This is a genomic window from Rubrobacter tropicus, assembly GCF_011492945.1.
In the GTDB taxonomy this organism is placed as follows: Bacteria; Actinomycetota; Rubrobacteria; order Rubrobacterales; family Rubrobacteraceae; genus Rubrobacter_D; species Rubrobacter_D tropicus.
In genome coordinates this window covers 3,931,794-3,957,975 of the sequence record NZ_CP045119.1, presented here as the reverse complement: position 1 = coordinate 3,957,975, position 26,182 = coordinate 3,931,794, and the positions used below count along the sequence as shown (strand labels likewise).

The following is a 26,182-nucleotide window of genomic DNA, read 5'->3' as shown; positions in this document are numbered from 1 at the left end:
AGGTGGGGGACCCCAAAGGCTTCCTGAAGCACAGGCGCGGGCAGATCCCCAAGCGTCCCATCGCCGAGCGCGTCCGGGATTACCGGTGGGTCTACGAGCCGATGCCGGAGAAGGAACTGCGGGATCAGGCCTCGCGCTGCATGGACTGCGGGGTGCCGTTCTGCAACACCGGCTGTCCAGTGAACAACCTGATCCCGGACTGGAACCACTTCGTCTACAAGGACCACTGGAAGCAGGCCATAGACCGCCTCCACAGGACCAATAACTTCCCCGAGTTCACCGGGATACTCTGCCCGGCGCCGTGCGAGGCGGCGTGCGTCCTCTCCATAAACGACGGGCCGGTGACCATAAAGGAGATAGAGCGCTCGATCATAGAGAGGGCTTTCGAGGAGGGCTGGGTGGTCCCCAGGCCCCCGCCGCCGGAGAAGAGGACCGGCAAGAGGGTGGCGGTCGTGGGCAGCGGCCCTGCGGGCCTGGCTGCGGCCCAGCAGCTCAACCGGGCCGGGCATACGGTGGTCGTCTTTGAGAAGGACGATCGCATAGGCGGTCTCCTCCGGTACGGCATCCCGGACTACAAGATGGAGAAGCGGGTGGTGGATCGGCGCCTCGCGCAGCTCGAAGAGGAGGGCGTCGAGTTCCGCGCGAACGCCCACGTCGGCGAGAACCCGACGACCGACGACCTCGGGTGTGAGTTCGGCGCGATCGTTCTGGCCGTCGGTGCCTTGCAGGGCGCCGACATTGATCTGCCGGGTCGCGAGTTCGACGGCATCCACCCGGCGATGGACTACCTGGTGCAGCAGAACCGGCGCGTAGCAGGCCTGCCGGTGGAGGGGAAGGAGATCAGCGCCAGGGGCAAGCGGGTGATCGTCCTCGGCGGCGGTGACACCAGCGCCGACTGCCTGGGCAACGCCAACCGCGAGGGGGCCGCTTCCATCAAGGTGCTCACCCACGGCCCGAGGCCGCCGGAGCCCCCCGACCCGCTCCGGTGGCCGGATTGGCCCTTCGTTCTGCACACCTACCCGGTCCACGAGGAGGGCGGCGAACGAGGGTGGAACGTGACAGTTACGGGCTTTTCCGGTGGGGGCGGTCGCGTGGAGAAGATGCACGCGGTGGAGGTCGAGAGAAGTTCCGATGGCCGGGTCAGACGCCGCCCCGGTACGGAGTTCGAGGTGGACGCGGACCTGGTCTTGCTCGCCATCGGCTTCACCGGACCGGTGCGCGACCGGCTTCTCGAGGACCTGAAGCTGGAGTTTGGCGAGCGCGGGGCCATCGCCTCGGACGACCGTTACGGGACCGGCGTGCCTGGGGTGTTCGTCGCCGGGGACGCCAGGAGGGGTGCGTCTCTGATCGTGTGGGCCATAGCCGAGGGCCGCAAGGCCGCCCGCCAGGCCGACCTCTACCTGATGGGCGAGAGCAGGCTCCCGCCCTAGTCTCCGCCTTCGCCCTGCGTACCTGACAAGTGTCCCCAAGGAAAGTGAGGACTTATGCTAGCCGACCCGGAAGTCTCGACGATGCTCGAAGCCCGATGCCCTGGATGCGGGGGCGTGTACTCCGGGGCGAGTCTGCCCTTCCTGTATGCCGACGAGCATGGCCCCCGTTGCTCCGGTTGCGGGAGCGTCCTGATGGTAGGGGATGGCGGTCCGCGAGAGGAAACCCCGAGATCCCACCGCTTGGTGCTCTCTGAAGGCCTCGCAGGTTCGGGGCTGCACAAGAAGCTGGCCGGGCTAGTCGGAGGAGGGGAGGAGTTGTGGCTTATGGTGGACCGCACGGGCGGGACTAGGACCGTTCACCTGGAGCCTTCGACCCCGTCAGAGCGGTAGGGCTTCGTGGCGCGGAACGCTTTAACCGATTGTAGAAGGGGGCGGGACGGTGGTTACCGAGGAGCGGGTGAGGGACCAACTAAGGACCGTAGTGGACCCCGAACTCGGGATGGATCTCGTGGAGCTCGGTTTGATCTACGGCGTCGGAGTCCGCGACGAGGGGCGCCACGTGGACGTGACGTTCAGCCTGACGAGTCCGATGTGCCCGGTAGGGGACCAGCTCCAGGCCCAGGTCGAGGCCGAGGCCCTTACCGTGGAGGGCGTCGAGACGGTCAACGTACAGCTCACCTTCGACCCCATGTGGAGCCCGGAGATGATGAGCCCGGCCGCCAAGCTCTTCTTCGGCCGTTAGCAGGCACGAGGACTACGAGCCGCGAGGTACGGGATCACGCGCGTATGTGACGTCGGTCAACATCGGCTTTCGGGCATCGGTGGGGTAGGGTACAGTTAAAATTACAAAATTAGTAATAGTTGCTGGAGGCGTTCCGAGAGAGGAGAAAGCGTGACCTACGTAATCACGGAGCCGTGCATCGGCACGAAGGACCAGTCGTGCGTGGAGGTGTGCCCGGTCGATTGCATCTACGACGCAGGCGATCAGTTCATGATCAACCCCGAGGAGTGCATCGACTGCGGCGCCTGCGAGCCGGAGTGTCCGGTCGAGGCGATCTACCCCGAGGACGAGGTCCCGGACGACCAGGAGAGCTACATCGCCAAGGCCGCCAACTACTTCGAGTAGAGGGAAAGAAGGTGGCGAAGATTCTCGCCACCTTCCCGTTCTCCTGAGTTCTTCTTGCTACTGAGAGAAACGAGAGCGATGCGCGCAAAGCCGAGTTTTGAAAGGTGCGGTCCGATGAGCGGGAATACCTTCGTGGCGATAGTAATCACGATCATGATACTCCTCTTCATCATCATGTCCGTCGGACCCTTGGTCACGGCCTTCTGAAGATGTGAAGCGTCGTCAGGCTACGCTCCAGAGGAAGGTTCGGTAAAGAGTGTTTACCGACCACATCGTGCACCGGAAGAAGGCACGGCAGAAAGGGAGGATGAGGCATCTCCAACGTGGAGCGCAGGGTCCGAGTTGAGTGGGAAGGTAGTCTCGCGGATGGCGGAGGGCCGCTATCGCTCGGAAGCAACGGGATTCTTCGGGGCTCGCCGGTGACCTGGGCCTCCTGCGTCGAGCGGTCGGATGGCAAGACCTCTCCCGAAGAGCTCGTGGCGGCGGCTCACGCCTCTTGCTACGCGATGGCGCTCTCCCTCACCTTGTCCGAAAAGGGCAGCGACCCCGAGCGGCCCGCGGTGGGCGCAACGTGTGTCCTGGACGGAGAGGAGGTCGGGATCACGACCGCGGATCTGGAAGGCAGGGGCGCGGTGCCGGGTTTGGGCGCCGAGGAGTTTCGGAAGATGGCAGAGGAGGCCGAGAAACTCTGTCCTGTATCGAACGCTCTCAAGGGTAACGTCGAGATGGGGCCGGACGCACGACTGGCCTGACATGAGAAGCGGGAGCGCAGGCCGGGGTACGGATAGTGAACGGGTAAATTCCGACGACCTTGGATCTGGTTCCGATAATCGTCGTTATATCCCGTGAATCTACGGCACCACTTTCGATAATGCGCTATTCGCCCCCAGTTAAGGGCCAGAACGCGGTTCCGGTAACAGTACGAGAACCCCAGAGCAGACCGACCCGTAATGTCTGGGACGCATAGCGGGACATAGCCCGGCCGCGTAAGCCCGGTTGTGGCGTACTTCTCGGTCCGCGGGGAAGCGACCGCGGGCCGAGGGGGGACGATGGCGAGCAGCGCTTCTCCGGTTGCCGCGGTCCATCGACGGTAAACTCGTGACGGATGAGGGGCACGGCACGAACGGGTGAACAGCGCGACGAGGGGGTCACGGACGTCGGACCGGGGTTGAAGGGGGCTTCGAGTTCCTGGCTGCGGGAGCGCCCGTGGCTCGTCGATGTGGTCGTGGCCCTGGCCGTGTTCGCCTACAACCTGCCGATCCAGGTCAGGTATGTCCCCGACGGGTTGTGGCCCGGCACGGGTACCGTCGTTGCGGTCGGCTTGTGCGCGCCGTATGTTCTTCGCCAGCGTCATCCGCTTCCTGTGTTCGGGATCATCCTCCTTACGGCCTGGTTGCAGTTGGTGCTGGGCGTGGGCTTTATCCCGGCCGACATCATGTTGGCGTTTGCTCTCTACAACGTCGCCGTGCGTTTCCAGTGGCCGATCTCGGCGCCCGCGGCCGCCGCGGTGGTGCTCTGGGTGCTGCTCGCGGTGGGGCCGCGGCTGGAGGAGTACTACTTGTCGCCCAGCGATCTGGGCCTGCTGGTTCTTGTGGTCGTCACGGCATGGACGTGGGGCACGACGGTCCGCATCCGCCGTGACTACGTGGACGGGTTGAAGGAGCGCGCACGCCAGTTGGAGCGCGAGCAAGAGAGTCAGGCGCGGATCGTGGCCGCAGCGGAGCGTGCCCGGATCGCCCGCGAGATCCACGATATCGTCTCTCACAGCCTGAGCGTGGTTGTGGTCATGGCGGAAGGTGCGTCGTTGAAGGTGCACAGTGAGCCGGAACGTGCGGAGCAGGCGATGCTGACGGTGCGCGATACCGGCAGGGACGCGCTGGCGGAGATGCGGCGGATGCTCGACGTCCTGCGGGACGGAGAGCCGGGATCGCGCGCACCCTCGCCGGGCATCGCGCAACTGGGGCGCTTGATCGAGGAGTCGAGGACCTCCGGGCTCCCCGTGGAGATGACGTTGCGGGGAGAACCCGTCGAGGTGTCTGCCGGCGTGGATCTCGTGGTGTATCGGGTGATCCAGGAAGCGTTGACCAACGCGAGGAAGCATGCCGGTCCGTTGCTCAGCAAGGTTGCGGTGCGGTTGCGCTACGGGGGCGACTCGCTGGAGGTGCGGGTCACCGACGATGGGCAGGGCCCGGGTGCCCGTCCCGGCAGCGAGCCGGGTGGCGGTCATGGGCTCGTGGGGATGCGCGAACGGGTCGCCGCCTACGGCGGGAAGCTTCGGACCGGTCCCCGGCCGGGCGGAGGGTTCGAGGTGGTGGCGACGTTGCCGATCGGAGGTGGAGATTGACTATTCGCGTCGTGCTGGTCGACGACCAGGAGATGATCCGGGCGGGCTTCCGGATGATCCTCGAATCCCGCCCGGAGATCGAGGTCGTCGGTGAGGCCGACGATGGCGACACCGCGCTGGAGCTGCTGGAGACGGTGCGGGCGGACGTAGTGCTCATGGACGTCCGGATGCCGCGGATGAGCGGGGTGGAGGCGACGCGGCGGATCTGCGCCGGTGACGGCCCGCGAGTGCTGATCCTGACGACCTTCGACCTCGACGAATACGCCTACGACGCGCTCCGGGTCGGCGCGAGCGGTTTTCTCGTCAAAGACGCGCCCCTAAACGACCTGGTCTCGGCGATCACCCACGTGCACCTCGGCGATGCGGTCGTCGCGCCCAGCACCACGCGCCGTCTTTTGGACCGCTTCGCGAGCGACCCGCCCGTCGCGCGCGAACGGCGCCCCGTCCCGGAAGGGCACCGGCTCGAGGAGCTGACGCCGCGGGAGCACGAGGTGCTGCGGCTGGTGGCCCGGGGATTGTCGAACGCGGAGATCGCCCGGGAGCTGGTCTTATCGGAGGGCACCGTCAAGACGCACGTGGGCCGGATACTGGCCAAGCTCGGCCTCCGCGACCGGGTCCAGGCCGTCGTCCTCGCCTACGAGACCGGCCTGGTCGAGGCCGGCGACCGCTGAGCGACGACGGTCGGCTCCGGCACATACCGGGCGCGTCTCGCGGCTTCCACGCCCGGACGGGTCGTCCCTGAGGCGTAGTCCCTGAGGCGTAGTCCCTGAGGCGTACACGCGCCGATTCGTCTATCTCAGGTAAGACGCGAAAGATCTGCATTAAGGAAGACGATTTGCGCTGCTAACGCTACTAATATCGAGACCATGGATGACACAAACTACATCGTCGCCACCGATGGACTCAGCAAGCGGTACGGCAAACGCAACGTCGTGGAGAATCTGAACCTGCGCATCCCTCAAGGATGCGTGTACGGCTTCCTGGGTCCGAACGGGTCGGGTAAGTCCACCACCATGAAGATGCTCCTGTCCCTGGTCCGGCCCACGAGCGGCGAGGTCCGGGTCATGGGGCGTCCGATGACTCGCGCGACGAGGCGGGAGCTGCTGGGGAAGATCGGCTCGCTCATCGAATCCCCACCCGGTTACGGGCACCTTACCGGACGGGAGAACATGCGCCTGGTGCAGCGTCTGCTCGGTCTCGATGACGGGCAGGTCGCCCGCGCGGTGCGCACGGTGCGGTTGCAGGACCATCTCGATAAGCAGGTCCGCAATTACTCGATGGGGATGAAGCAGCGGCTGGGGATCGCGATGGCCCTGGCCCGCGAACCCCGGCTGCTGATCCTCGACGAGCCGACGAACGGGCTCGACCCGGCCGGCATCGAGGAGATCCGCGAACTTCTCTGGCGCCTGGCCGACGACGGGGTCACGGTGATGGTCTCCAGCCATCTGCTTGGCGAGATCGACAAGACCGCCACCGTGCTGGGCATCCTCAGCAACGGGCGGATGATCTTCCAGGGCACACGTGACGAGCTCTTTGCCCGATCCATCCCCGACCTGCTCATCGACTGCTCCGACCCGCGACGAGCGCACGGACTGCTCGAACGCGAGCTCGACAGCAGCCTCGATGACCGGGCAGTGCGACTCCCAGGGTTGGGAAACGAGGCAACCGCCCGAGTCGTCTCGACCCTCGTCGGCGCCGGGATCGGTATCTACGAAGTACGACGTGATCAGCAGTCGCTCGAGAAGGTGTTCATGGATCTCACCGAAGGCGGCGGACTGTGAACGCGAAAGTCATCATCAACGAGTTCGCCAAGATGAGGCGTCTGCGCGTCTGGCTGGTCGTGGGCCTATTGCTATTCGGTGTGGCCGGTCTCACAGCATTTCAGGCATCTGGTTCGGGCCTGTTCTCCCGCCTGGACGACCCGGACGGCTTTGCGTGGAAGCTCCTGTTGGACGGCTTCGCGGTGGCCTTGATCGCACCCGTCCTCCTGGCGGTATTGGCCAGCCGGCAGGTTGAGATGGAACATCTTGGCAACGGCTGGCTACTGTCGGCCACCTCGGGCGTGACCTCCGGGCGCCTCTGCCGGGCAAAGTTCCTTGCCCTCGGCACGCTTGTCGTCGCCGCCACAATCCTTCAAAGCCTCATACTGATCGCTTTCGGACTTCTGGCGGGAATCACGTCCCCCTTTCCCCTCGAACACTGGTTGGGATACACCGCCTCCGCAGTCGTCATCAACCTTGTAGTGCTCGCATTCCACATTCTGCTGTCCGCCAAGATCGAGAACCAGCTCGTGTGCCTCGGAATCGGTGTGGTCGGCATCTTCTTCGGCACCTTCGGACAGGCTTTTCCTGACTGGCTCTCCCATCTGACGCCCTGGGGTTATTACGCGCTTGCCATGCCGGCGGATTACGTGGGGATGGAGTTGGTCTACCTTGATCTGCCATATCCGAGCGTCCTGGCTCTCGCCGTCGTCGGCAGTGTCCTGTTCCTGTTCGTCACCAGCCGATTCGACCGTCAGGAGGCCTGACCCATGGGTTCCATCTACTCCGAGTTCCTCAAGCTCAAGCGTTCCATGAGCTGGGCCGTCGTCGTGCTCCTGCCCGTCATCATGGTGTTCGCCGGTGCGATGAGCACTTTCGCCGGAGAAGGCGAGTTCGCCGACGGCTGGCACACCCTCTGGCCCAGATCGATCGGGTTCTACGGCATGGCGATCTTGCCCGTCGGCATCGCCATCCTCGCCTCCCTCGTCTGGCGCGTCGAGCACAAGAACGGCAACTGGAACGCCCTCATGAGCCGTCCGGTCTCCACCGTACAGGTCGTCATCGGCAAGGTCGCGGCCATCTCCCTGCTCGCCGCGGCGATGCAGCTCGTATTCGTCACGGTCGTGATCGCCCTCGGCAAGCTCGCCTTCGGGCTGCCCGGGATGCTGCCCGCGCAGTACTGGCTCAGCAGCGCCGTCGTCATTGTGGCGTGCATACCCGTCGCTGCACTGCAATCGGCCCTCTCCACCTTCTTCCGTTCCTTCGCCGCACCCGTCGCGATCGCACTCGTCGTCACTGGCGTCTCGACGATGGCGCTCCTGGTCGGCATCAAGGCCGTGTCGTCCGTGCTGCCCTACGCCGTCCTTACCCAGGCCACGCAGCTCGGCACTATCCTCGTATCAGGCGAGGGGACGAGCTTCGACGTATACGCGATCACACCCGACAGCGTGCTGTTCTTCGTGCTCGTGTCCGCGGCGCTGACGGTCGCGATTGTGGCTGGCACATCAGCGATCCTGAACCGCCTCGACATCCGCGCGTGAACACCCGTGTGTGACCAGCGATCGCCGCAGCAACCCGCGCTCAGCGCGTCGACGATCCGATCATCGGAAGGAGCAACCATGTCCAACGTATCTCAGCCTGAGGGCACGCCAACGACCTCACCCTCGCCGGTGCCTGACGCCGACCCGGGACCGATACCTCGGCCTACGGACCGGTCTTGGAACGGCTACGGCATCGCCTCCCTCGGCCTCGCGACCGGAGCGTTCGTGACCGCCCCGTTCCTGCTCTTGCTCCCGGTCGTGGGCGTCGTCCCGACCGTCCTGGCAGCGGGAGGTGGCCTGCTCGCCTGCATCGGTCTTAGCCGGAAGGACCGCAGGCCCGGACTCGCCGTTGCCGGACTCATTGTCTCTGCCGTGCTGTTCGGGCTGACGCTCAGCATCGCGATGCTGTGGACCCAATTGGTAATCTACCCGGCAACCCGCGACTACCCCGAGCTGCGGGAAGTCATGCAGGAAGTCATAGACTACATCAAGCGACTGATTTTGCCGGACACCGGCGTCCCGGCGCTTTTGGGGCTTCTCGCCGGCGCCCTGCTCGTGGCTGGCGGGGTGCTACTCAGGCGCCGCGGGTACTGAGCACGCGATTGTGACCATGACAATGATCGGGCCGCATTCGGGTATCTAGAGGGTGTCATGAACCCAATCAAGAACAGCTTAGGAATGCGGAAAACGTGGATCGCAAGGACCATAGCCCGACCCTGAAACCCGCATTCCTATGGGGTTTTGGCCCAAGTTTATAACGCCCTCTAGGTACCCGCAGGTAGGTTCTTTCTCTTGTAAGGCTTACGGGGGCGCGAAGGACTCGCGCCCTTCGGCCTGCCCGTCGGCGTCTTGCGGTGCCCCACGATGAATCACTCGGGCACCTTATACCCGATGGAGGAGTTGGAGCGTGCCGACGAGCTTGCTCCCACCGCCCGCAACTATACCCGGCACACGCTCTACTCGGCCCACAGCGGCACCCTGGGCGAGCTGCTCTGCGCCCTATACCCCTGCCCGCTGACGTACCGGGAGATCGGGCTCAGGTTGAAAGACGACGTCAAGCCCGAGGAGTCTCATCCGTTCAAAGAGTGGATCGAATTCCACGCCGACCCGGTGGTCGGGGACATCTGCCGCGAGTTCGCGAGGTGCCCCGACGGCTTGGCCGAGCGAGCGGGCAAGGATGGAAGAGAACTTCATTACAAGCTGCCGGATGGAGTGCCTGTTCTGGAAGATGGCCAACGAGCTCGAGGGATGGCCGGTCTGGTTCGGTCCTGATTCGCACGGAGCAGAGCGACGGACGCTGTCCCCAAGGCGCGGTGGGGAGACCCGAGGTCCTGCATCCTCCCGGGTTCTTATCTGGAGCTCGGTCGGCGCTCTTACTCGGGGAAGCACTTCTCCAGGAGCTCCTCGCGCTCCTCCTCGCTCGTCACCCCATCGAGCACCGGGTAGAGGATGTTCTCCTCCCTGTTGTCGTGGTGCTCGAGGAGTCGCTTGAACCAATAGCCCTGGTCGAACAGCTCGATGATCTCTCGCCGCCGCTCGCCCGGGCTCTTCTCGATGAGGCGAGGCAGGGTCTCCTTGAAGCCGTCGAGGATCGTGAGCATCTTCCGGTGCTCGTTTATGTAGAACTCGGGGTTTCCGCCCGGGATTTGCCCTGCCCGGGCGTAGACGGGCAGTAATATCTCTTCTTCCACCCTTATGTGCTCCCTCTGTCCCTCTTCGACCTTCTCCAGGATCTGGAGCGCGAGGAGCAGATCCTGCGCGAGGAGTGCCTCCTGGTGCAGGAGAAAGTGCTCGTCCAGCCACTCGTGCGTCTCCAGCAGAGAGAGGAAGCTCGAGGGGGGAGGCTCCTGCCGAGAGATGTCCACGACACGGTTCAGCTCCTCGAGGAGCCGCTCGACCGGTATGCTCCTGCCCGCAGCGAACCGCGCGACCGATTTGCGCGGGGGATCGGCCTCCTCGTAGGCGTCGAGACCCTAGCGGGAGAGCACCACCCTCGCCGCCGGGTAGCGTTCCAGGAGGTCTTCCAGAAGCGTCTCGGAAGTGATGTTCATGAACCCTCCCGATGTACGGATCGAAACACTCTACCTCTGCGGAGGCTTCTGCCCCAGAACGTCATCCCGCGACGGTGAGCAGGCACACCGCGTCGTCGAGCGCCTCTACCGTGTGCCGTACCCCGGTGTCGCATGTAAGCAGAACTCCGGGCCCGGCCTCGACTGTCTCCTCACCCGTCGCAAAGCGTACGCGCCCCTCCCGGACGCTCAGGCTGAAGGGACCGGGCGCGGCGTGCTCCTCGAGCCTGTCGCCGGCCTTCATGACCAGAAGCACCACGTTCATGCCCTCGCCTTTACGCAGGGTTATGGCGTTTCGCTTGCCATCCCGCCAGGCCTTCTCGGCCCGCAGACGGGCGACCTCCTGTTCCAGATCGAAGCTCTGGAGCGGACCATGCAGTGGCCGCTCGGACTCGGGGTGGGGACGGGTCGACATCTGCCTTCTCCTTCCGTCGGTCTGCCGGCGCAGACGGTGAGTTACTCGATCGACCGTTATAATATTACAAAAATCGTCATAGTAGAAGGATAAGGAGAAAGTGGGACGGGAGCGGATCGGTGCCGATGATGAGGCTTTCGGGGGCTGCGGTGGCGCTTGGAGAATACGCCGCGCCGGAGGGGCGAGGGTGTCGCAGGCTGCTGGCGGCGCTGCGCGAGACGGGGACGCCGCTCGTGCGTCGGTCCTACGATGGCGGGGAGGAGATCTACCGTGGGGACGATGCGGGAAGGACGCTCTACGTGCTCACTGGAGGTGTCGCGAAACTCTTCGTCGGCTACGCGGGTTACGTAGGGAGCAAGGACGCCACCTTTCTGTTGCTTGGGCCATGGGAGTGTTTCGGCTTCTCGGCGTTCGCCGACGGGCGTAAGAGCCGGTTCTCGGCGGGGGCCGTAACCGACTGTGAGGCGATCAAGGTACCCGGGGCATTGGTGGAGCGTGCGATACGCCGGCGGCCGGAGGTGGCGCTTGAGATGGCGACGCTCCTGGAAACGAGGCTGGTCGAGTATGAGGAGTTGTTGGGGTGTCTCTTGCCCCGCAGGACCGAAGTCCGGCTGGCGAAGCTGCTGCCGATCCTGGGCCGGAAGTTCGGAGAGACGACCGATGTCGGGGTCGCAATCGGGCTCCGGCTCACCCGCGGCGACCTGGCGACGATGGTCGCCTCTACCCGCGAGTCGGTAACCGCCGCGGTGATCGGCTTGCGCAAGAAGGGAATCCTGGAGATGGAGGGAGGACGCATCGTCCTGCTGGATCCCGAGAGGCTGGCGGAGATCGGGCGTCAATGACGAATGCCGAGTGTCCTCCGGAATGGCATAATCTATACTTAAATGGTAACAGTTAAGCGAACGGATTGGAAAGACCGTCCGAAAGGAGCGTGGGCCTTGAGGCTGGAGCTTAGCAGCGAGGGGCGCTACGGTTTGAGAGCGCTGGTCTACCTGGCGCAGATCGGGGAGATGGCGACCGCCGACACCATCTCCGCCGAGGCGAAGATTCCGCGCCGCCTGCTGGCCCGCGTTTTGGCCGGGCTCTCGCGCGCCGGGCTGGTGGCGAGTCAGGAGGGGCGGGGCGGGGGCTCGCGACTGGCCCGCTCGCCCGAGGAGATAACGCTGAGGGACGCCGTGGTGGCGATGGAGGGTCCCTTCGAGGTCACCAAGTGCATTATGCAGGACAGGGCCTGCGGCGAGGGAGCACCCTGCGCCATGCACGGGGCCTGGGAGGAGGGGCAGGAGGCCATCCTGGACTATCTCGAGGCCCAGACGCTCTCGGAGTTCGTCTCACGGACCGCATCGAGGGCCGGCCCCTCCGGGGGTCAGGAGGAGGCCCGGGCATAGAGTCCCTTCCCGCGTTCAAGACCCCGCGCTCGGGGTTTCGCGCTCGGGAAGTCCGCTACGCCGACGGCCACGCCCCGAAAGTCCTGGCGAATGCCGGCGGCGCGAAGAAGGCCAGAAGGGAGGCCGGCTCCGAAGAGGAGGGATTCTCGAGGCTTACCCTCTCGCCGATCCCGATCGAGGCCATCTTCCCCGGCGCGAGCGTCTCCTCGCGCCCACCCTCCCGGATCACTACCCGTCCGCTCTGTACGATCATGAGCGCCTCGGACTCCCCGTGGTCGTGCTCCGGCATCCTCCCACCAGGTGGTACCGTCACGCGCGCCGCGGCCAGATTGCCGCTCTCCGCACCGTCCCCACCGACCAGCACCTCTACCGTGGGGCCACCTTCTACCGGAGCGGCGCGGGTGGTCCCGCTCTCAGGCTCGATGATGCGCATCACTACCTCCTACGAAGATCCCTGTCAGATTACTATTACTACTATAGTAAGCGTTGCTCGATCAAGGGTTTTGGGCCGCGGATGTGACCTGGGTTAGTGATCCGCGTCAAACGTCTCCCGAAATCTCTTCTACCCGAAGGTCCGGCGTCGGCCCAGCATCTCTCACCGGGTTGTGTCTCTCTCCACAACCGCCTCTGGATATACTATTACTATAATGGTAATATTTTCTGTGTTCGGAGAAGGTGCTGTGTAGAGGAGGTCGGTATTTGGACGCGATCGTTCACACGCTTCACGTTCTACTCGCCGGGGTCTGGCTCGGCGGAGTGGTGTTCACGACGACCGTCGTCTCGCCGGCCCTGAAGGCGATGAAGTGGGGCGAGGCCGAGCGGGTGGGGGTAAGGTCGGCCATCGGGCGTCAGTACGCCAGGGTGGGGACGGCCAACCTGGCGCTGCTGCTCGTCTTCGCCGTTCTGGACGGCGCGCTCGGAGGTTTCGGGACCGTGCTCTACGCCGAGTACGTCCTGCTCGTGTTGCTCTTCGGGCTCGTCGCGGCGCACGGGGCGTATTTCGGGCGGCGTCTGAGAAGGCTCGCGGAGGCCGAGCGTGAGGCGTCCGACGCCGAGGAGGTCCGCTCGCTGGCCGGACAGAGACGTTTACTACAGAGGACGTCTTTCCGGGTCTCGATGCTGGACCTTCTCGTCAGCGTGGTCCTCGTGGTGCTCGCCGTGAACGGTCAGGGATGATGGCGGGTAACTGTGGGAATGGACTTCCCGCGGCGGTCGAGGCTCTTGCCGGGGCCCGCACGGACGACGCGGTGTTCGTGGTTGGGCCCGACCATCGCGTCGTCTACTGGGATCCCCGGACCGAGTTTCTCACAGGGCTCGCTGGCGCGGAGGTGGTGGGCAAACCTCTCCACGAGACAGTGGCGGGCGAGAGGGAGGACGGTACGCCCTTCTGCCACTGTGGGTGCTCCGCGATGAGGTTGGCCCGGGCCGGGCAGTCGGTTCCTTCTCACGAAGTGCGCCTGTGCTCTCCCACGGGCAAGAAGCGATGGGTGAGCGTCACGGTGCTGAACGTGGACGCCGAAGAGGGGCCGTACCTGATCAACCTGCTGCGCGATTCCCAACGGATGCACGATGCGCTGGAGATGGCCCGGGCTCTGGTCCGAGGGTCCAACGGGGATGCTTTCGACACGGCCGGGAACACGCCGGAGCTCACCTCCCGTCAGTTGGAGGTGCTGAGGCTGCTTTCCGAAGGCATGTCCGCCAGAGCCGTGGGTCGAGAACTGGGCATCGCGGAGGCCACCGTCCGCGGCCACGTCCGGGGCCTGTTGCGAGCGTTTGGGATGCACTCGCAGATAGAGGTACTCGCCGAAGCCCGGAAGACGGGCCTGCTGGCCGGGTAATGCTCGGGGATCGCTTGGTCAAATTTGACCTGTCGAACGGTCCATTTTGACGTCGTCGGGACGGGCTCCTTTCGGGATCATAAGGATTTTGGGAGCGGGACCTGGGAGCGAACCGCCAGGATCGGGCGAGGTGACGGTGAGCACGGACGGAGCGCGGAGGTAGACATGGCGGGGACGAACCTTCGGGAAACCATAGGCGGGACGGACGAGGTGCGGCCCGGAGCATACCGGGCGCTGGTCCTCTCCACCCTGGCCTTCGCGTTGTGCTTCTCGGTGTGGGGGCTCGTAGCGCCGTTGGCGCCGCAGTTTCAGGAGCTGTACCGGCTGTCGAGCACCCAGATCAGCGTCGTCATCGCGACGCCGATGCTGTTGGGGGCGCTGTTTCGCATCCCGATGGGATTGCTTACGGACCGGTTCGGTGGGCGGATGGTCTTCCCCGTGCTGATGCTCATTCTGATCGTGCCGGTGCTCTTTGTCGGCATCTTGGGCGGCTCTTTTGCAGGGTTGCTCTTCTGGGGCTTTTTCCTGGGATTGGCCGGTAGCTCATTCGCCGTCGGGGTTCCCTTCGTCTCCAAGTGGTTCCCACCGCACATGCAGGGACTGGCTTTGGGGATCTACGGTATCGGCACTATCGGGACCGCCATCGCCGCGTACACCGCCCCGGCGATAGCAGCCTTTTACGGCTGGCAGTGGGCGTTCTGGGTGTTCATCGTCCCGCTGATCATCATGGCGGTCATCTTCTGGGTGGTGGGCCGGGATGCGCCTTCCACGGGACCGAGGCCGTCTCTTGCGGCGGGCGTCGCGTTGTTTCGGCAAGAGGCGATGCCCTGGGTGTTGAGCCTCTTCTACTTTCTTACCTTCGGCGGGTTCGTGGCCATGGGCATCTACCTGCCCAAGCTCCTGGTCGACCTCTTCGGGTACACCCAGACCGGCGCGGGGCTGCGGGCCGCCGGGTTCGTGGTGCTGGCGGTGCTGGCGCGTCCGGTGGGCGGCTGGCTCGCCGACCGCATCGGAGGCCCGCGTACCCTCATGATCAGCTTTGCCATTCTCCCCCTTATGGCCTTCATCCTCAGCTTCGAGCCCGGCATAGTCCTGTTCACGATAGGCGCCCTCACTAGCGCGGTACTCTTCGGGCTCGGGAACGGGGCCGTCTTCAAGCTGGTGGCCGAGTACTACCCGGGCAAGACCGGCGCGGTCACGGGCGTCGTCGGGGCGGCCGGCGGACTGGGCGGATTCTTCCCGCCTCTGGTCCTCGGCGTGGTGCGAGACGCGACCGGCTCCTACGCCATAGGCTTTGTTCTGCTGGCACTCTTCGCCGTCGGGTGTCTACTGGTCAATCTGTTGTACGTCACGAGGAGGCCGGCCAGCGGAGGCGCGGCTACGGAAGGGAGAGTGAGGTAGTGGGGAAGACCACCAACCCCCTGCTGAGGAATTTGCAGTACTTCCGCAGGGGGGAGAAGCACGGCGACGGTCACAGCGAGATCAACGCCCGCGATAGGGAGTGGGAGCACGCCTACCGCCAGCGGTGGCAGCACGACAAGATCGTGCGCTCCACCCACGGCGTGAACTGCACGGGCTCGTGCTCGTGGAAGGTCTACGTCAAGGACGGCATCATCACCTGGGAGTCCCAGCAGACCGACTACCCGTCCAATGGCCCCGACATGCCCGAGTACGAGCCGCGTGGGTGCCCGAGGGGCGCGTCCTTCTCCTGGTACACCTACTCCCCGATCCGCATAAAGTACCCCTACGTCCGGGGTGTCCTGATGGAGCTGTACCGCGAGGCGCTCTCACAGACCGGTGATCCCGTGGAAGCATGGGCCTCCATAGTCGAGGATCCGGAGAAGGCGAGGGCATACAAGTCCGTCAGGGGCAAGGGTGGGCTCGTACGCGTCTCGTGGCCGGAGGTCGCGGAGATCATGGCCGCCGCGCACGTGTACACGATAAAGAAGTACGGACCGGATCGTGTCATCGGCTTCTCGCCGATCCCGGCGATGAGCATGGTCTCCTACTCTGGCGGCTCGCGCTTCATGTCCTTGATCGGGGGGATAATCCCGAGCTTCTACGACTGGTACGCGGACCTGCCGCCCAGCTCGCCCCAGATCTGGGGCGACCAGACCGACGTGCCCGAGTCGGCCGACTGGTGGAACGCCTCGTACCTGATGATGTGGGGTTCGAACGTCCCCATCACCCGCACCCCCGACGCCCACTTCATGACCGAGGCCCGCTACAACGGCCAGAAGACGGTGGTCGTGAGCCCGGACTACTCGGATCACACCAAGTTCGCCGACCACTGGCTCCCGGTCCAACCCGGCACCGACGGCGCCCTGGCGATGGCGATGGGCCACGTCATCCTCAAGGAATTCTACGTCGACCGCCAGGTCCCATATTTCGTGGACTACGCAAAGAAGTACACGGACCTGCCGATGCTCGTCACCCTGCGCGAGCGCGATGGCGCTTACGTCACCGACCGCTTTCTGCACGCGGCCGACCTCGGCGAGACCTCCGAGAACGCCGAGTGGAAGACCGCCCTTATCGACGCGAAGACGGGCGAGCCCGTCGTGCCGGACGGCTCGATGGGCTTCAAGTACGGCGCCGAAGGCGAGGGTCGGTGGAACCTGGAGCTCGGCGCGGTAGAGCCCGCTCTTAGCTTGCTGGGAAGGCACGACGAGCTCGTGGAGCTGGACCTCCCGCGCTTCGACGAGGGTGAGACGGAGAGCGGCGGCGTGCTCAGGCGCGGGGTGCCGGTGAGGCGCGTCGGCGGGCACCTCGTCACGACCGTCTTCGACTTGCTCCTCGCCCAGTTTGGCGTGGGACGGGAGGGGTTGCCGGGCGCGTGGCCCGAGGGGTACGACGATCCCGAACCCTACACGCCGGCCTGGCAAGAAGAGGTCACCGGGGTGGACGCCGGAAGGACCGTACGCATCGCGCGCGAGTTCGCCCGCAACGCCGAGCGGACGGAGGGGCGGTCCATGATCATCATGGGCGCCGGGACGAACCACTGGTACCACTCCGACCAGATCTACCGCGCCATGCTCACGTTGGTCCTGTTATGCGGCTGCCAGGGCAAGAACGGCGGCGGCTGGGCGCACTACGTCGGCCAGGAGAAGGTGCGGCCCATAACCGGCTGGTCCACGATAGCCTTCGCCTTCGACTGGGCGAGGCCCACCCGCCACATGGCCGGCACCCCTCTCTGGTACCTGGCCACGAACCAGTGGCGCTACGAGACGTTCGCGGCCGACGAGTTGGTCACCACTCTTGGCAAGGGGAAGCTGGCCGGCAAGCACTTCGCCGACTGCAACGCCCTGGCGGCCCGGCTTGGTTGGCTGCCGTCCTTCCCCGGTTTCAACCGCAACCCGCTGGAGATCACGGCCGAGGCCGAGCGCGAGGGGATCGACGTGAAGGAGTACGTCGTCCGGGAGCTGAAGGCGGGTCGCTTGCGCTTCGCCGCCGAGGACCCGGACGCGCCGGAGAACTTCCCGCGCGTGCTGACCCTGTGGCGCTCGAACCTGCTGGGGTCGTCGGCCAAGGGCCACGAGTTCTTCCTCAAGCACCTCCTCGGCGTGCCCGACGCGGCGGTGCGCAGCGAAGAGATGCCCGAAGGGATGCGTCCGGAAGAGGTAGTCTGGCGGGAGGAGGCGCCGGAGGGCAAGCTAGACCTGCTAACGACGATAGACTTCCGCAAGAACGGGTCGTCACTGTACTCGGACATAGTCCTGCCGACCGCGACCTGGTACGAGAAGCACGATATCTCCTCCACGGACATGCACCCGTTCGTCCACCCATTCAACCCCGCGATAACGCCTCCCTGGGAGGCCAAGAGCGACTGGGACATCTTCAACTACGTTGCCGAAGCGTTCTCCAAACTCGGGAAGAAGCACCTGGGGGTCAGGAAAGACCTGCTCGCCGTACCCCTGATGCACGACAGCCCCGACGAGCTGGCCCAGCCCTCGGGGAGGGTGCTCGACTGGAAGAAGGGCGAGTGCGAGCCCATCCCCGGCAAGACGATGCCGAAACTGGTTGTGATCGAACGCGACTACGGGGCCATCGCCGAGAAGATGAAAGCTCTGGGCCCTGCGATCGAGGAAGTTGGCATCGGGGCCAAGGGCAACCTGTGGAAGCCCGTGCCGGAGATCGAGTACCTCGGAAAGAAGAACGGGACCGTTCGTGGCGGCGCCGGGGACGGACGTCCGTCCATCGCGCGTGCGGATCAGGTCTGCGAGGCGATACTTGCTCTCTCCGGGACGACCAACGGCCGGCTCTCGGTCGAGGGCTTCAAGCAGATGGAGAAGCGCACCGGCGTGAAGTTGGCCGACCTCTCCGAGGAGCGGGGCGAGGAGCTCATCACCTTCGCCGACATCACGACCCAGCCGCGCAAGGTGATCGCCTCCCCCGAGTGGTCGGGCACCGAGAGCCGCACGCGCCGCTACTCCCCGTTCACCATCAACGTAGACCGGTCGATCCCGTGGCGCACGCTCACTGGGCGGCAACAGTTCTACGTGGACCACGAGTGGATGCTCGAGTACGGCGAAGGGTTGCCGATCTACCGTCCGCCCCTCAGGCTCGCCAAGCACCTCGGCGACCTCACCTCGGGCGAGGAGGGCCGCTCCGAGGTCGTCCTCAAGTACCTCACGCCGCACTCCAAGTGGTCCATCCACTCCGAGTTCCAGGACAACCTGAGGATGCTCACCCTGTTTAGGGGCGGACCGGTCATCTGGATCAGCGACCGCGACGCGGAGAAGATAGGTGTCAAGGACAACGACTGGCTGGAGGCTTTCAATCGGAACGGGGTAGTCTCGGCTAGGGCCGTCGTCTCCCATCGCATCCCGGAGGGGACCTCGATCATGTACCACTCCCAGGACCGGCACCTGAACGTGCCGCTGACGGAGCTATCCGGAACGCGCGGCGGCACGGAGAACTCGCTCACCAAGATCTACGTCAAGCCGACGCACATGATCGGGGGCTACGCCCAGCTCTCCTACGGCTTCAACTACTACGGTCCCACGGGGTCGCAGCGCGACGAGCTGACCGTGATCCGCAAGCGCCTGAAGGAGGTCGAGTACTAGTGCGCATAAAAGCGCAGATCGCCATGGTGATGAACCTGGACAAATGTATCGGCTGCCACACGTGCAGCGTGACGTGCAAGAACGTCTGGACCAACCGCGAGGGCGCCGAGTACATGTGGTGGAACGACGTCGAGACCAAGCCAGGCGTCGGCTACCCGAAGCAGTGGGAAGACCAGGAGAAGTGGAAGGGCGGCTGGACTCTAGGCAAGAACGGCAAGCTCGAGCTCAAGGCCGGCGGCAAGCTCCGTAAACTCGCCAACCTCTTCTACAACCCCGACCTCCCCTCCATAGACGACTTCTACGAGCCGTGGACCTACGACTACGAGACCCTCACCAAGGCGAAGCTCTCGGAGCACCAGCCCGTCGCGCAGCCCATCTCGCAGCTCTCCGGCGAGCCGATGGAGCTCGAGTGGGGACCCAACTGGGAGGACGACCTCGCCGGCGCCCCCGAAACCGCCCGCTTCGACCCGAACATCCGGGGCGAGCTGGAGGAATCGGTTCGCTTCGAGTACGAGAAGGTCTTCATGGCGTACCTGCCGCGCATCTGCGAGCACTGCCTCAACCCGTCCTGTGTGGCGTCGTGCCCCTCCGGAGCGATGTACAAGCGCGAGGAGGACGGCATCGTGCTCGTGGACCAGGAGCAGTGCCGGGGGTGGCGTTACTGCGTTTCCGGCTGCCCTTACAAGAAGGTCTACTTCAATTGGGACTCTGGCAAGGCCGAGAAGTGCACACTCTGCTACCCGCGCATCGAGGCTGGCCAGCCGACCATCTGCTCTGAGACTTGCGTCGGACGTCTGCGCTACATCGGGCTCGTCCTCTACGACGCCGACCGGGTAGAAGAGGCCGCCTCCGTGCCCGACGACAAAGACCTCCTGGAGGCGCAGCGGTCGGTGTTCCTGGATCCGAAGGATCCGGCGGTGGTCGAGCAGGCGCGCTTCGACGGGATACCGGACGACTGGATCGAGGCCGCGCAGCGGTCCCCGATCTACCCGCTGGCGATAGAGTGGGGGATCGCGCTGCCGCTGCACCCGGAGTTCCGTACCCTCCCGATGGTCTGGTACGTGCCGCCGCTCTCGCCGGTGATGGGCTTCGTCGAGGGCGAGGGCTCTGAGGCCGACCCCGACGACGTCTTTCCGGCGATAGACGATTTGAGGATACCGATCCAGTACCTCGCTAACCTGCTCTCCGCCGGCGACGAGGAGGTGGTCCGGCACGTCCTCAAGCGGCTCGCCGCGATGCGCGGCTACATGCGCGAGAAGAACATCTCCGGCGCGTCCGAGGCTGACATCGCCGCCTCCGTCGGCATGACGCCGCGGGAGATCGAGGACATGTACCGCCTGCTCGCCATCGCCAAGTACGAGGACCGCTACGTCATCCCGCTGGCCCACAAGGAACTCGCCCACGAGCTCGACGAGCAGCAGGGTTCCTGCGGCCTCGACTTCGCCGGCGGCCCCGGAAGCTGCGCGGAGCCCGCCACGGACGGGCACGGTACCAACGGCGGAGGCCGCAACGAAGCCTTCTACGCGATGAAGGCGGAGCTCGAGAAGGTCGGCGGGCGGGTGCAGGCGCCCAACGTAACGTTCAAGAGCAAGAAGGAGGTGGAGCTTGAGAAGAAGGCCAGGGAGGTCGGCGGGCAAGCGCAAACGACCAGTGTCACGATCAAGAGCAAAAAGGACTTCCAGTCCTTTCACCTCAAGCCCAGGGGGGCTGGAGCGTGATCTTCAAGCTGCTCTCCATCCTGCTGCGCTACCCTGACGCCGCCATACTCGAAGCCCGCGAAGAGGTGGTCGGGGCCGTGCGCGAGCTGCCGGACTCCCCCGCCAGGAACGCCATGATCGAGTTCCTCGCTTACTGGCAGAATGAGTCCCCGCAGCGTTTGCAGGAGAGGTACACAGCCACCTTCGATTTCAACCGGCGGGGTTGTTTGTACCTGAGCTACTACCGCTACGGCGACCAGAGGGCGTGCGGCCAGGTCCTCGCGGACATGAAGGCCGCCTACGAGAGGGCCGGCTACCCGCTCGACACGACCGAGCTTCCCGACTACCTCCCGCTCGTGCTGGAGTTCGCCGCCGTTGCCCCGGAGGAGGGGCTGACGATGCTCGCCGGGCACCGGGGGGCCATAGAGGTGATCCGTCGGTCCCTGCACCATGACCGGAGCCCCTGCGCGCATCTCCTCGAGGCGCTCTGCTTCTTCCTGCCGGAGCTCGACGAGGAGACCGTCATGGAGATGCGGAAGCTCATCGTGCAGGGGCCGCCACAGGAGACCGTCGGTCTCGAACCTTACGCGGCCGACTCGCCCGCGGGTGGGACCCTGGCCGGTAGCTCCCCCGGTAGCAACGTCACCTTCCACGGGAGGAAGCATTGAACCTCTGGGAGCAGTTCCTGTGGGTAATCTTCCCGTACCTCTCCCTGATGACCTTCGTCTTGGGGCACGTCTACCGTTACCGCTACGACCAGTACGGCTGGACGCCGAAGTCCAGCCAGATCCTGGAGCGGCGGATACTGATGTGGGGCGTCTTACTCCTCCACTGGGGGCTGCTCTTCGTCTTCGGCGGTCACGTCATGGGCCTGCTCGTACCCATAGAGGTCTACAGAGCGATGGGGGTCTCGGACCACGACTACCATCTGCTCTCGCTGTGGGCCGGTTCGGTGGTCGGGGTCGTCGCCCTGATCGACATCCTGCTGCTGAATCTCCGCCGCTGGTTTATCGGGCGCATCAGGAGCAACACGGAGACGATCAAGTTCGTGACGGATGCCTTGCTGTTGGTGGTGATCCTGCTGGGTATGGCCGCCACCATCGGTTACCGAGTGTACGTCAGCCAGTACGAGCTACAGGAGGAGTTCGAGTACCGGGACACCATCGGCCCCTGGTTCCGCAGCCTCCTCTATTTCTCCCCGCAGCCCGAGCTGATGGTCGAGGCGCCCCTGATTTTCCAGCTTCACACCCTCTCGGCCTTCTTACTCTTCGCCCTTTGGCCCTTCTCCAGCCTGGTGCATGCCTGGAGCGTACCTTTAGGCTACCTGCGCCGCAGCCCCGTCCAGTACCGCAGCTCCAACCCCCAGGCGACCCTGACCCGCGAGAGGGCGCGGAAGTCGGGGAAGACGACTCCCGGGGTGGAGCAGAGCCGGCGCGTCGAATGAGCTTCGGGAGGTAAGCCCATGTTCCGCAGGGTGTCGGAGAAGATGGATTGGAGGGCCGTGATCGTGGGGTGGGCCGCCGCGATCGTGACGGGCATCTTGCTCAATCTCCTCTTCGAGGCGGCCCATATTCTGCTGTTCGGTGGAGAAGCGCTGGACGCCGCGAACCCCACGACCGGGGTCGTGACGATCTCGCTGATCTCCGGTTTCCTGGCCCACTTCGCGGGCGGCTACGTGGCAGGCAGGAGAGCGCGCGCCTCCGGTGGGTTGCACGGCGTGATGGTGGCGATCCTCGGGTTCCTCTTCGTGGTGGTCGCCGTGGCGGTGGTCTCGGCCATCCTCCTGGCCACCGCCGGGCTCTTCCTGGTCGAAGGGGGGATTCCGTTCCCCTCCGTAACGCTCGGGTTCGCCGGCGGCGCTTTGCTGGCGAGCCTCGCACTCCTCGTCCTCAACCTCCTCGGAGGCTTCTTCGGCGGGAAGATGGGCGAGTGGGAGAGGGGGCCGGTGAGCACCTCCGGTGGCGCGACGAGGACCCCATCGGAGTAGAGTACGGAGAGCGGACGCACCAAGAGGGCGGACACCGCGTTGAGCAGCGAGTCGAGAGGAAAGATCTGGGCGTCCTGCGCGAGCCTGCGTCGAGCGCTTCTGGGGGCGCTCGCGGCGCTCGTACTCGCGTTCGCTGCTCTCTACCCGTACCTGGAGGCCACGGGTTCCTGCGGCGAGCCCGGGTGCCCGCACTTCTCGCAGGCTCACGTCCCGGCTTCCAGCGAGCTGCCTGCCGGGATGGTCGTCGCGTTGGTCAGGGCGATCCCGGCCGCGCCGGCGTTCGCCGGGCGCATTCGGCGCCGCTTCGCCTCCGATCGGAAGCCCGCCGAGGTCTATCTCTCTCCGGAGCTCGAGCCGCCCCGGACCTAGACGGGTCGGCAGGTTTTCCGGGGCTTGTTTGTCGGTGTCTGCGTGGATCGACGGTTGCCCCGGCGTGAAGAGGAGTTTCCGGAGAGAGGTATCGATGATGCAGAGAGGAACTACGCGGCTCGCGGTCGGCATGGTCGTGGTCGCGGTCGTCGTGGCCGGGCTTATGGTGGTCCTCAGCCAGTTGGGGGGCGGAGGCGGCTCTCAGGACGTCTTCGCGGGCATCCCGCAGGACGGGACGAGGCTCGGCGAGGAGGACGCGCCGGTGACCATCCGGCTCTACGAGGACTTCCAGTGCCCCGCGTGCGCCCAGTTCGCGCGCGAGACGTTGCCGGAGGTGGTCGAGCGCCACGTGGAGCCCGGGGAGGCGAAGCTCGTCTCCGAGACGCTCGCCTTCCTCGGCCCCGACTCGGTATCCACCGCCCGGGCGGCCATCGCCGCCGGGGAGCAGGACCGCTACTGGCAGTACGCTTTCCTTCTCTTTCAGAACCAGGGCGCGGAGAACAGCGGCTACGCCACCGAGGAGTTCCTGACGAACCTGGCGGAGGAGACGCAGGATCTCGACGTGAGCGAGTGGGACGAGGCGCGGGGCGAGGACTTAGTCGAGGAGGAACTGAACGCCGTCCAGACGAAGGCGAACGAGGACGGCGTAAACAGCACGCCGACACTGGTGATCTCCGGCCCCGAGGGCGAGAGGAAGCTGAGAGGAGCGGTGCCGATGGAGGAGATCGAGAAGGCCATCGAGGAGGTGAAGGGCTAGTGGGCGAGCGCGGCCTCCGGGTCCTGCTCGCCCTGCTCGCGTTGGCAGGCATCCTGATCAGCGCCTACCTCACGTGGGGTCACCTGCGGGGGACCGTGCCCGTCTGCGTCGGCGACGGTAGCGGTTGCGAGACGGTCCAGACGAGCCGCTACTCCGAGATACTGGGTGTCCCCGTCGCCGCCCTCGGCCTGCTCGCCTATGCCGGGCTGCTGCTCTCGGCCGCGACGAGGGGCGAGCGGGCGGTGCTCTTCGGTCTGTTCGTCGCCCTGATCGGCACCCTGTTCAGCGCCTATCTGACCTGGCTGGAACTCTTCGTGATCCGGGCCATCTGTCAGTGGTGCGTGGCGAGCGCCGTTCTCGTGACGTCTGCCCTTCCCCTCACTGTCCTCCGGCTCAAGCGGGCCGGAGGCCGACGGGTGCGTCCCGGAGACCACCGGCGAGAGACGAGAAGGAGGACCCTGTGGCAGTAGACGATGCTCGTCGAGCGACGGAACACCCCGCGATGGTCGGAGGTGGGGATCTGGCCGGCAAGACCGCCGTTGTCCTCGGGGCCACGGGCCACTTTGGGGCCGCCACGGCAAGGATGCTGGGCCACGAGGGCGCGAACCTGGTGCTGGGAGGGCGCAGTCGGGACAGGCTGGAAGCGCTGGAGAAGGAGATAACCGACTCCGGGGGGCGGGCTCTGGTCGTCGGAACCCACCTAGCCAAGCGCCACCACCTGGACCACCTGATGGAGGCCGCGGTGGAGGGGTTCGGCGGCCTGGACGCACTGCTGTTCATGGCCCGGGCTTCCGCTCCGCCGCTGGCGAGCCTTGACGTGGAGGCCTTCGAGCGTTCGGTGGACGTGAACGTCAAGGGCTTTCTGTACGCGGTCACGGCCGCGCTTCCGATCATGCGCGGGGGCGGTGGAGGGTGCGTGGTCTACTTCAGCGCGGCCCCGGATGCTCCCGACCCGCTTTGCGATATGGGCCAGGCCGCCGCGCGCGTGCTCTTGCGCGAACTCGGCCGCGAGTTCCATGAGGAGAGAATCCGCGCGAGTGAGGTCGCGCTGTCGGACCCGCTCCGTCCGGATGCTACCGGGCGGTGCGCCGAGGCCGTCCGCCGCGCGCTGATCATGCCCGACGGGGAGACCGCGGGGTTCTCGGACCACACGGTTTGAGCGGACCTCGCCCTCGCCGTGGGACAGAGTCTCCGACGACTACCTCTCCGGCACCTCCAGGACGCCGGTGGTGACCAGCGTGATGAAGACGGAGAGAGCCAGCAGAACGCCTCCCAGGACGCACCACGCCCTCGAACGCGCGGGGGGCGCGATCAGGGCGGAGAGGCCGGGGCCGCCGAAGAGCGAGAGGAAGATGTAGGGTGTATCCAGGTACACCAGGACCATCGTCACTAGGACGCTCGCGGGGAAGGCCCAGACCAGGGTGGCGACCCCCCGCTCGAAGTTCTTGTAGGGCCGTATCGCCCAGATCAGGGCCCCCAAGAGCCCCACGAAGATCGCGACCGAAACGATCAGCGCGACGTTGAATGCCAACTGCATTTGGTTCACCGGTGGCCTTCCTTGGAGATCTCGCCCGCGTTCCGTGCCCGATCCTCCACCGACTCCGAGCTCGGCACGGGGCCGACCTGCCGCCGGAACGGGCGTACTTGTCTATTACTGATTTGGTAATATTATCCTAGCAGAAGTCTGACCGGACGACGCGGACCGAGATCGGCCCGGGTTTCGAACAGGAAGTGGGAGGCTCGACGAGGCGATGGCTCAGTTCCACAAGATAGCGGGCGTAGACGAGGTCTCCCCAGGCGAGGTCAAGCAGTACCGCGTGGAGGAGAGGCCCGTGGCGCTGTGCAACGTGGGGGGCGAGTTCCACGCCTTCGAGGACATCTGCACCCACCAGTTCGCGTACCTTAGCGAGGGTGGGTTGGAGGGGGACCGGATCAAATGCCCCCGCCACGGCGCCCTATTCGACGTGAGGATCGGCGAAGCCAAGAGCCTGCCCGCTCTCAGACCCGTACCGAAGCACGATGTGAAGGTGGAGGACGGCCACGTGTACGTCGCCCTCAACCCCAAACGCGTTAAGATCGGCGGCGGGAGAGGACGCAGGAGATAGGAGCGCTTTGTACGACACAGAGATGAGCTGGGCCGACTTCCCCAAACTGGTGCGTCGGGCCTATTGGGGGAGAGGTAAACGGGTCCCCTCTGCTAACCCAGACGCACGCGTAACAACGCAATAGCTATGGTGTAACTTCGTTACGGGCATGGTACCCGCCTACGTTCCTACTCTCTACTGCGAGGGCGAGGAGTCTGGGTCGGCAGCGTCCCGAGCCGCTGCCACTCACTCGCGGAGTGCACGCCGGTAGCCTGAACGATTACCGTGCTGCGTCTCACGGTCAACCCGCACGA

At 65.4% G+C, this 26,182-nt stretch carries 31 protein-coding genes; 27 read left to right on the top strand and 4 right to left on the bottom strand.

All coding sequences use genetic code 11. The annotated features are described in order from the left end of the window. The first annotated feature begins 2 nt into the window (after positions 1-2). The 12 genes from GBA63_RS19765 to GBA63_RS19710 all read left to right on the top strand — a co-directional run bounded on the left by GBA63_RS19765 (position 3) and on the right by GBA63_RS19710 (position 9,473). On the top strand, positions 3-1,430 hold the full coding sequence (locus GBA63_RS19765) for a glutamate synthase subunit beta (protein WP_166178917.1): 1,428 nt from the start codon (positions 3-5) through the stop codon (positions 1,428-1,430). A gap of 240 nt (positions 1,431-1,670) precedes the next feature. Beyond that, complete coding sequence (locus tag GBA63_RS19760) at positions 1,671-1,820, top strand: hypothetical protein (RefSeq protein WP_166178915.1); 150 nt, start codon at positions 1,671-1,673, stop codon at positions 1,818-1,820. Between the two features lie 49 nt (positions 1,821-1,869). After that, on the top strand, positions 1,870-2,172 hold the full coding sequence (locus GBA63_RS19755; RefSeq protein WP_166178913.1) for a metal-sulfur cluster assembly factor: 303 nt from the start codon (positions 1,870-1,872) through the stop codon (positions 2,170-2,172). A 150-nt stretch (positions 2,173-2,322) separates the two neighbouring features. Beyond that, positions 2,323-2,556 carry a 4Fe-4S dicluster domain-containing protein gene (locus GBA63_RS19750; RefSeq protein ID WP_166178912.1) on the top strand — a complete coding sequence of 78 codons (234 nt, stop codon included), beginning with the start codon at positions 2,323-2,325 and terminating at the stop codon, positions 2,554-2,556. A 323-nt stretch (positions 2,557-2,879) separates the two neighbouring features. Continuing rightward, a complete protein-coding gene (locus tag GBA63_RS19745; protein WP_207956934.1) occupies positions 2,880-3,308 on the top strand; it encodes an OsmC family peroxiredoxin in 429 nt (142 codons plus the stop codon). Positions 3,309-3,724: 416 nt separating this feature from the next. Continuing rightward, entirely contained in the window at positions 3,725-4,900 is a 1,176-nt protein-coding gene (locus GBA63_RS19740; RefSeq protein ID WP_207956933.1) for a sensor histidine kinase, read from the top strand. After that, on the top strand, positions 4,897-5,571 hold the full coding sequence (locus GBA63_RS19735) for a response regulator (protein WP_166178908.1): 675 nt from the start codon (positions 4,897-4,899) through the stop codon (positions 5,569-5,571). The genes GBA63_RS19740 and GBA63_RS19735 overlap by 4 nt, the downstream gene beginning before the upstream one ends. 195 nt (positions 5,572-5,766) lie before the next feature. Next, positions 5,767-6,681 carry an ABC transporter ATP-binding protein gene (locus GBA63_RS19730; RefSeq protein ID WP_166178906.1) on the top strand — a complete coding sequence of 305 codons (915 nt, stop codon included), beginning with the start codon at positions 5,767-5,769 and terminating at the stop codon, positions 6,679-6,681. Continuing rightward, positions 6,678-7,427, top strand: coding sequence for an ABC transporter permease (locus tag GBA63_RS19725; protein WP_166178904.1), 750 nt, complete (start codon positions 6,678-6,680; stop codon positions 7,425-7,427). The genes GBA63_RS19730 and GBA63_RS19725 overlap by 4 nt, the downstream gene beginning before the upstream one ends. Positions 7,428-7,430: 3 nt before the next feature. Further along, positions 7,431-8,201, top strand: coding sequence for an ABC transporter permease (locus GBA63_RS19720; protein WP_166178902.1), 771 nt, complete (start codon positions 7,431-7,433; stop codon positions 8,199-8,201). A gap of 78 nt (positions 8,202-8,279) precedes the next feature. Then, a complete protein-coding gene (locus GBA63_RS19715) occupies positions 8,280-8,795 on the top strand; it encodes an LPXTG cell wall anchor domain-containing protein (protein WP_166178900.1) in 516 nt (171 codons plus the stop codon). A gap of 297 nt (positions 8,796-9,092) precedes the next feature. Then, complete coding sequence (locus GBA63_RS19710; RefSeq protein WP_166178898.1) at positions 9,093-9,473, top strand: thiaminase II/PqqC family protein; 381 nt, start codon at positions 9,093-9,095, stop codon at positions 9,471-9,473. Between the two features lie 101 nt (positions 9,474-9,574). On the opposite strand, the gene GBA63_RS19705 is transcribed toward GBA63_RS19710, so the two are convergent. Both GBA63_RS19705 and GBA63_RS19700 read right to left on the bottom strand, forming a co-directional pair. Next, a complete protein-coding gene (locus tag GBA63_RS19705) occupies positions 9,575-10,066 on the bottom strand; it encodes a hemerythrin domain-containing protein (RefSeq protein ID WP_166178896.1) in 492 nt (163 codons plus the stop codon). A 247-nt stretch (positions 10,067-10,313) separates the two neighbouring features. Further along, complete coding sequence (locus GBA63_RS19700) at positions 10,314-10,685, bottom strand: cupin domain-containing protein (RefSeq protein ID WP_166178894.1); 372 nt, start codon at positions 10,683-10,685, stop codon at positions 10,314-10,316. 125 nt (positions 10,686-10,810) lie between these two features. Here GBA63_RS19700 and GBA63_RS19695 point away from each other — a divergent pair, with 125 nt between their 5' ends. Further along, positions 10,811-11,527, top strand: a complete 717-nt coding sequence (locus GBA63_RS19695) for a Crp/Fnr family transcriptional regulator (protein WP_228282631.1) — start codon at positions 10,811-10,813, stop codon at positions 11,525-11,527. 96 nt (positions 11,528-11,623) lie between these two features. Then, positions 11,624-12,073 carry an RrF2 family transcriptional regulator gene (locus GBA63_RS19690; RefSeq protein WP_166178890.1) on the top strand — a complete coding sequence of 150 codons (450 nt, stop codon included), beginning with the start codon at positions 11,624-11,626 and terminating at the stop codon, positions 12,071-12,073. 55 nt (positions 12,074-12,128) lie between these two features. Here GBA63_RS19690 and GBA63_RS19685 read toward each other — a convergent pair whose 3' ends face one another. Further along, positions 12,129-12,506 (bottom strand): cupin domain-containing protein, encoded by a 378-nt coding sequence (locus tag GBA63_RS19685; RefSeq protein WP_166178888.1) that lies wholly within the window; start codon positions 12,504-12,506, stop codon positions 12,129-12,131. Between the two features lie 266 nt (positions 12,507-12,772). Here GBA63_RS19685 and GBA63_RS19680 point away from each other — a divergent pair, with 266 nt between their 5' ends. The 12 genes from GBA63_RS19680 (at position 12,773) to GBA63_RS19625 (ending at position 24,943) form a co-directional block, all read left to right on the top strand. Beyond that, positions 12,773-13,249, top strand: coding sequence for a DUF4149 domain-containing protein (locus GBA63_RS19680; RefSeq protein WP_166178886.1), 477 nt, complete (start codon positions 12,773-12,775; stop codon positions 13,247-13,249). Continuing rightward, on the top strand, positions 13,246-13,911 hold the full coding sequence (locus GBA63_RS19675; RefSeq protein WP_166178884.1) for a helix-turn-helix transcriptional regulator: 666 nt from the start codon (positions 13,246-13,248) through the stop codon (positions 13,909-13,911). Before GBA63_RS19680 ends, GBA63_RS19675 begins: the two co-directional genes overlap by 4 nt. A gap of 165 nt (positions 13,912-14,076) precedes the next feature. Continuing rightward, positions 14,077-15,312, top strand: coding sequence for a nitrate/nitrite transporter (locus tag GBA63_RS19670; RefSeq protein WP_166178882.1), 1,236 nt, complete (start codon positions 14,077-14,079; stop codon positions 15,310-15,312). Next, the gene (locus tag GBA63_RS19665; protein WP_166178880.1) at positions 15,312-18,974 is read left to right on the top strand and encodes a nitrate reductase subunit alpha; all 3,663 of its coding nucleotides are present in this window, start codon (positions 15,312-15,314) and stop codon (positions 18,972-18,974) included. The genes GBA63_RS19670 and GBA63_RS19665 overlap by 1 nt, the downstream gene beginning before the upstream one ends. Next, positions 18,974-20,692: a nitrate reductase subunit beta gene (gene narH / locus GBA63_RS19660; protein WP_166178878.1), complete on the top strand. Its 1,719-nt coding sequence runs from the start codon at positions 18,974-18,976 to the stop codon at positions 20,690-20,692. Before GBA63_RS19665 ends, narH begins: the two co-directional genes overlap by 1 nt. Further along, positions 20,689-21,339, top strand: a complete 651-nt coding sequence (narJ, locus tag GBA63_RS19655) for a nitrate reductase molybdenum cofactor assembly chaperone (RefSeq protein WP_166178876.1) — start codon at positions 20,689-20,691, stop codon at positions 21,337-21,339. Before narH ends, narJ begins: the two co-directional genes overlap by 4 nt. Beyond that, positions 21,336-22,115: a respiratory nitrate reductase subunit gamma gene (narI, locus tag GBA63_RS19650; protein WP_166178874.1), complete on the top strand. Its 780-nt coding sequence runs from the start codon at positions 21,336-21,338 to the stop codon at positions 22,113-22,115. The genes narJ and narI overlap by 4 nt, the downstream gene beginning before the upstream one ends. Positions 22,116-22,133: 18 nt before the next feature. Further along, a complete protein-coding gene (locus tag GBA63_RS19645; protein ID WP_166178872.1) occupies positions 22,134-22,658 on the top strand; it encodes a hypothetical protein in 525 nt (174 codons plus the stop codon). A gap of 39 nt (positions 22,659-22,697) precedes the next feature. Then, positions 22,698-23,027, top strand: a complete 330-nt coding sequence (locus GBA63_RS19640) for a hypothetical protein (protein WP_166178870.1) — start codon at positions 22,698-22,700, stop codon at positions 23,025-23,027. Positions 23,028-23,121: 94 nt separating this feature from the next. Next, a complete protein-coding gene (locus tag GBA63_RS19635; RefSeq protein ID WP_166178868.1) occupies positions 23,122-23,784 on the top strand; it encodes a DsbA family protein in 663 nt (220 codons plus the stop codon). Beyond that, positions 23,784-24,254 carry a vitamin K epoxide reductase family protein gene (locus tag GBA63_RS19630; RefSeq protein WP_166178866.1) on the top strand — a complete coding sequence of 157 codons (471 nt, stop codon included), beginning with the start codon at positions 23,784-23,786 and terminating at the stop codon, positions 24,252-24,254. Before GBA63_RS19635 ends, GBA63_RS19630 begins: the two co-directional genes overlap by 1 nt. Next, positions 24,245-24,943 (top strand): SDR family oxidoreductase, encoded by a 699-nt coding sequence (locus tag GBA63_RS19625; protein WP_166178864.1) that lies wholly within the window; start codon positions 24,245-24,247, stop codon positions 24,941-24,943. Before GBA63_RS19630 ends, GBA63_RS19625 begins: the two co-directional genes overlap by 10 nt. A 39-nt stretch (positions 24,944-24,982) precedes the next feature. Here the strand turns inward: GBA63_RS19625 and GBA63_RS19620 are convergent, their stop codons facing one another. After that, complete coding sequence (locus tag GBA63_RS19620) at positions 24,983-25,330, bottom strand: hypothetical protein (RefSeq protein WP_166178862.1); 348 nt, start codon at positions 25,328-25,330, stop codon at positions 24,983-24,985. 205 nt (positions 25,331-25,535) lie between these two features. Here GBA63_RS19620 and GBA63_RS19615 point away from each other — a divergent pair, with 205 nt between their 5' ends. After that, on the top strand, positions 25,536-25,889 hold the full coding sequence (locus tag GBA63_RS19615; protein ID WP_166178860.1) for a non-heme iron oxygenase ferredoxin subunit: 354 nt from the start codon (positions 25,536-25,538) through the stop codon (positions 25,887-25,889). The last annotated feature ends 293 nt before the right edge of the window (positions 25,890-26,182 follow it).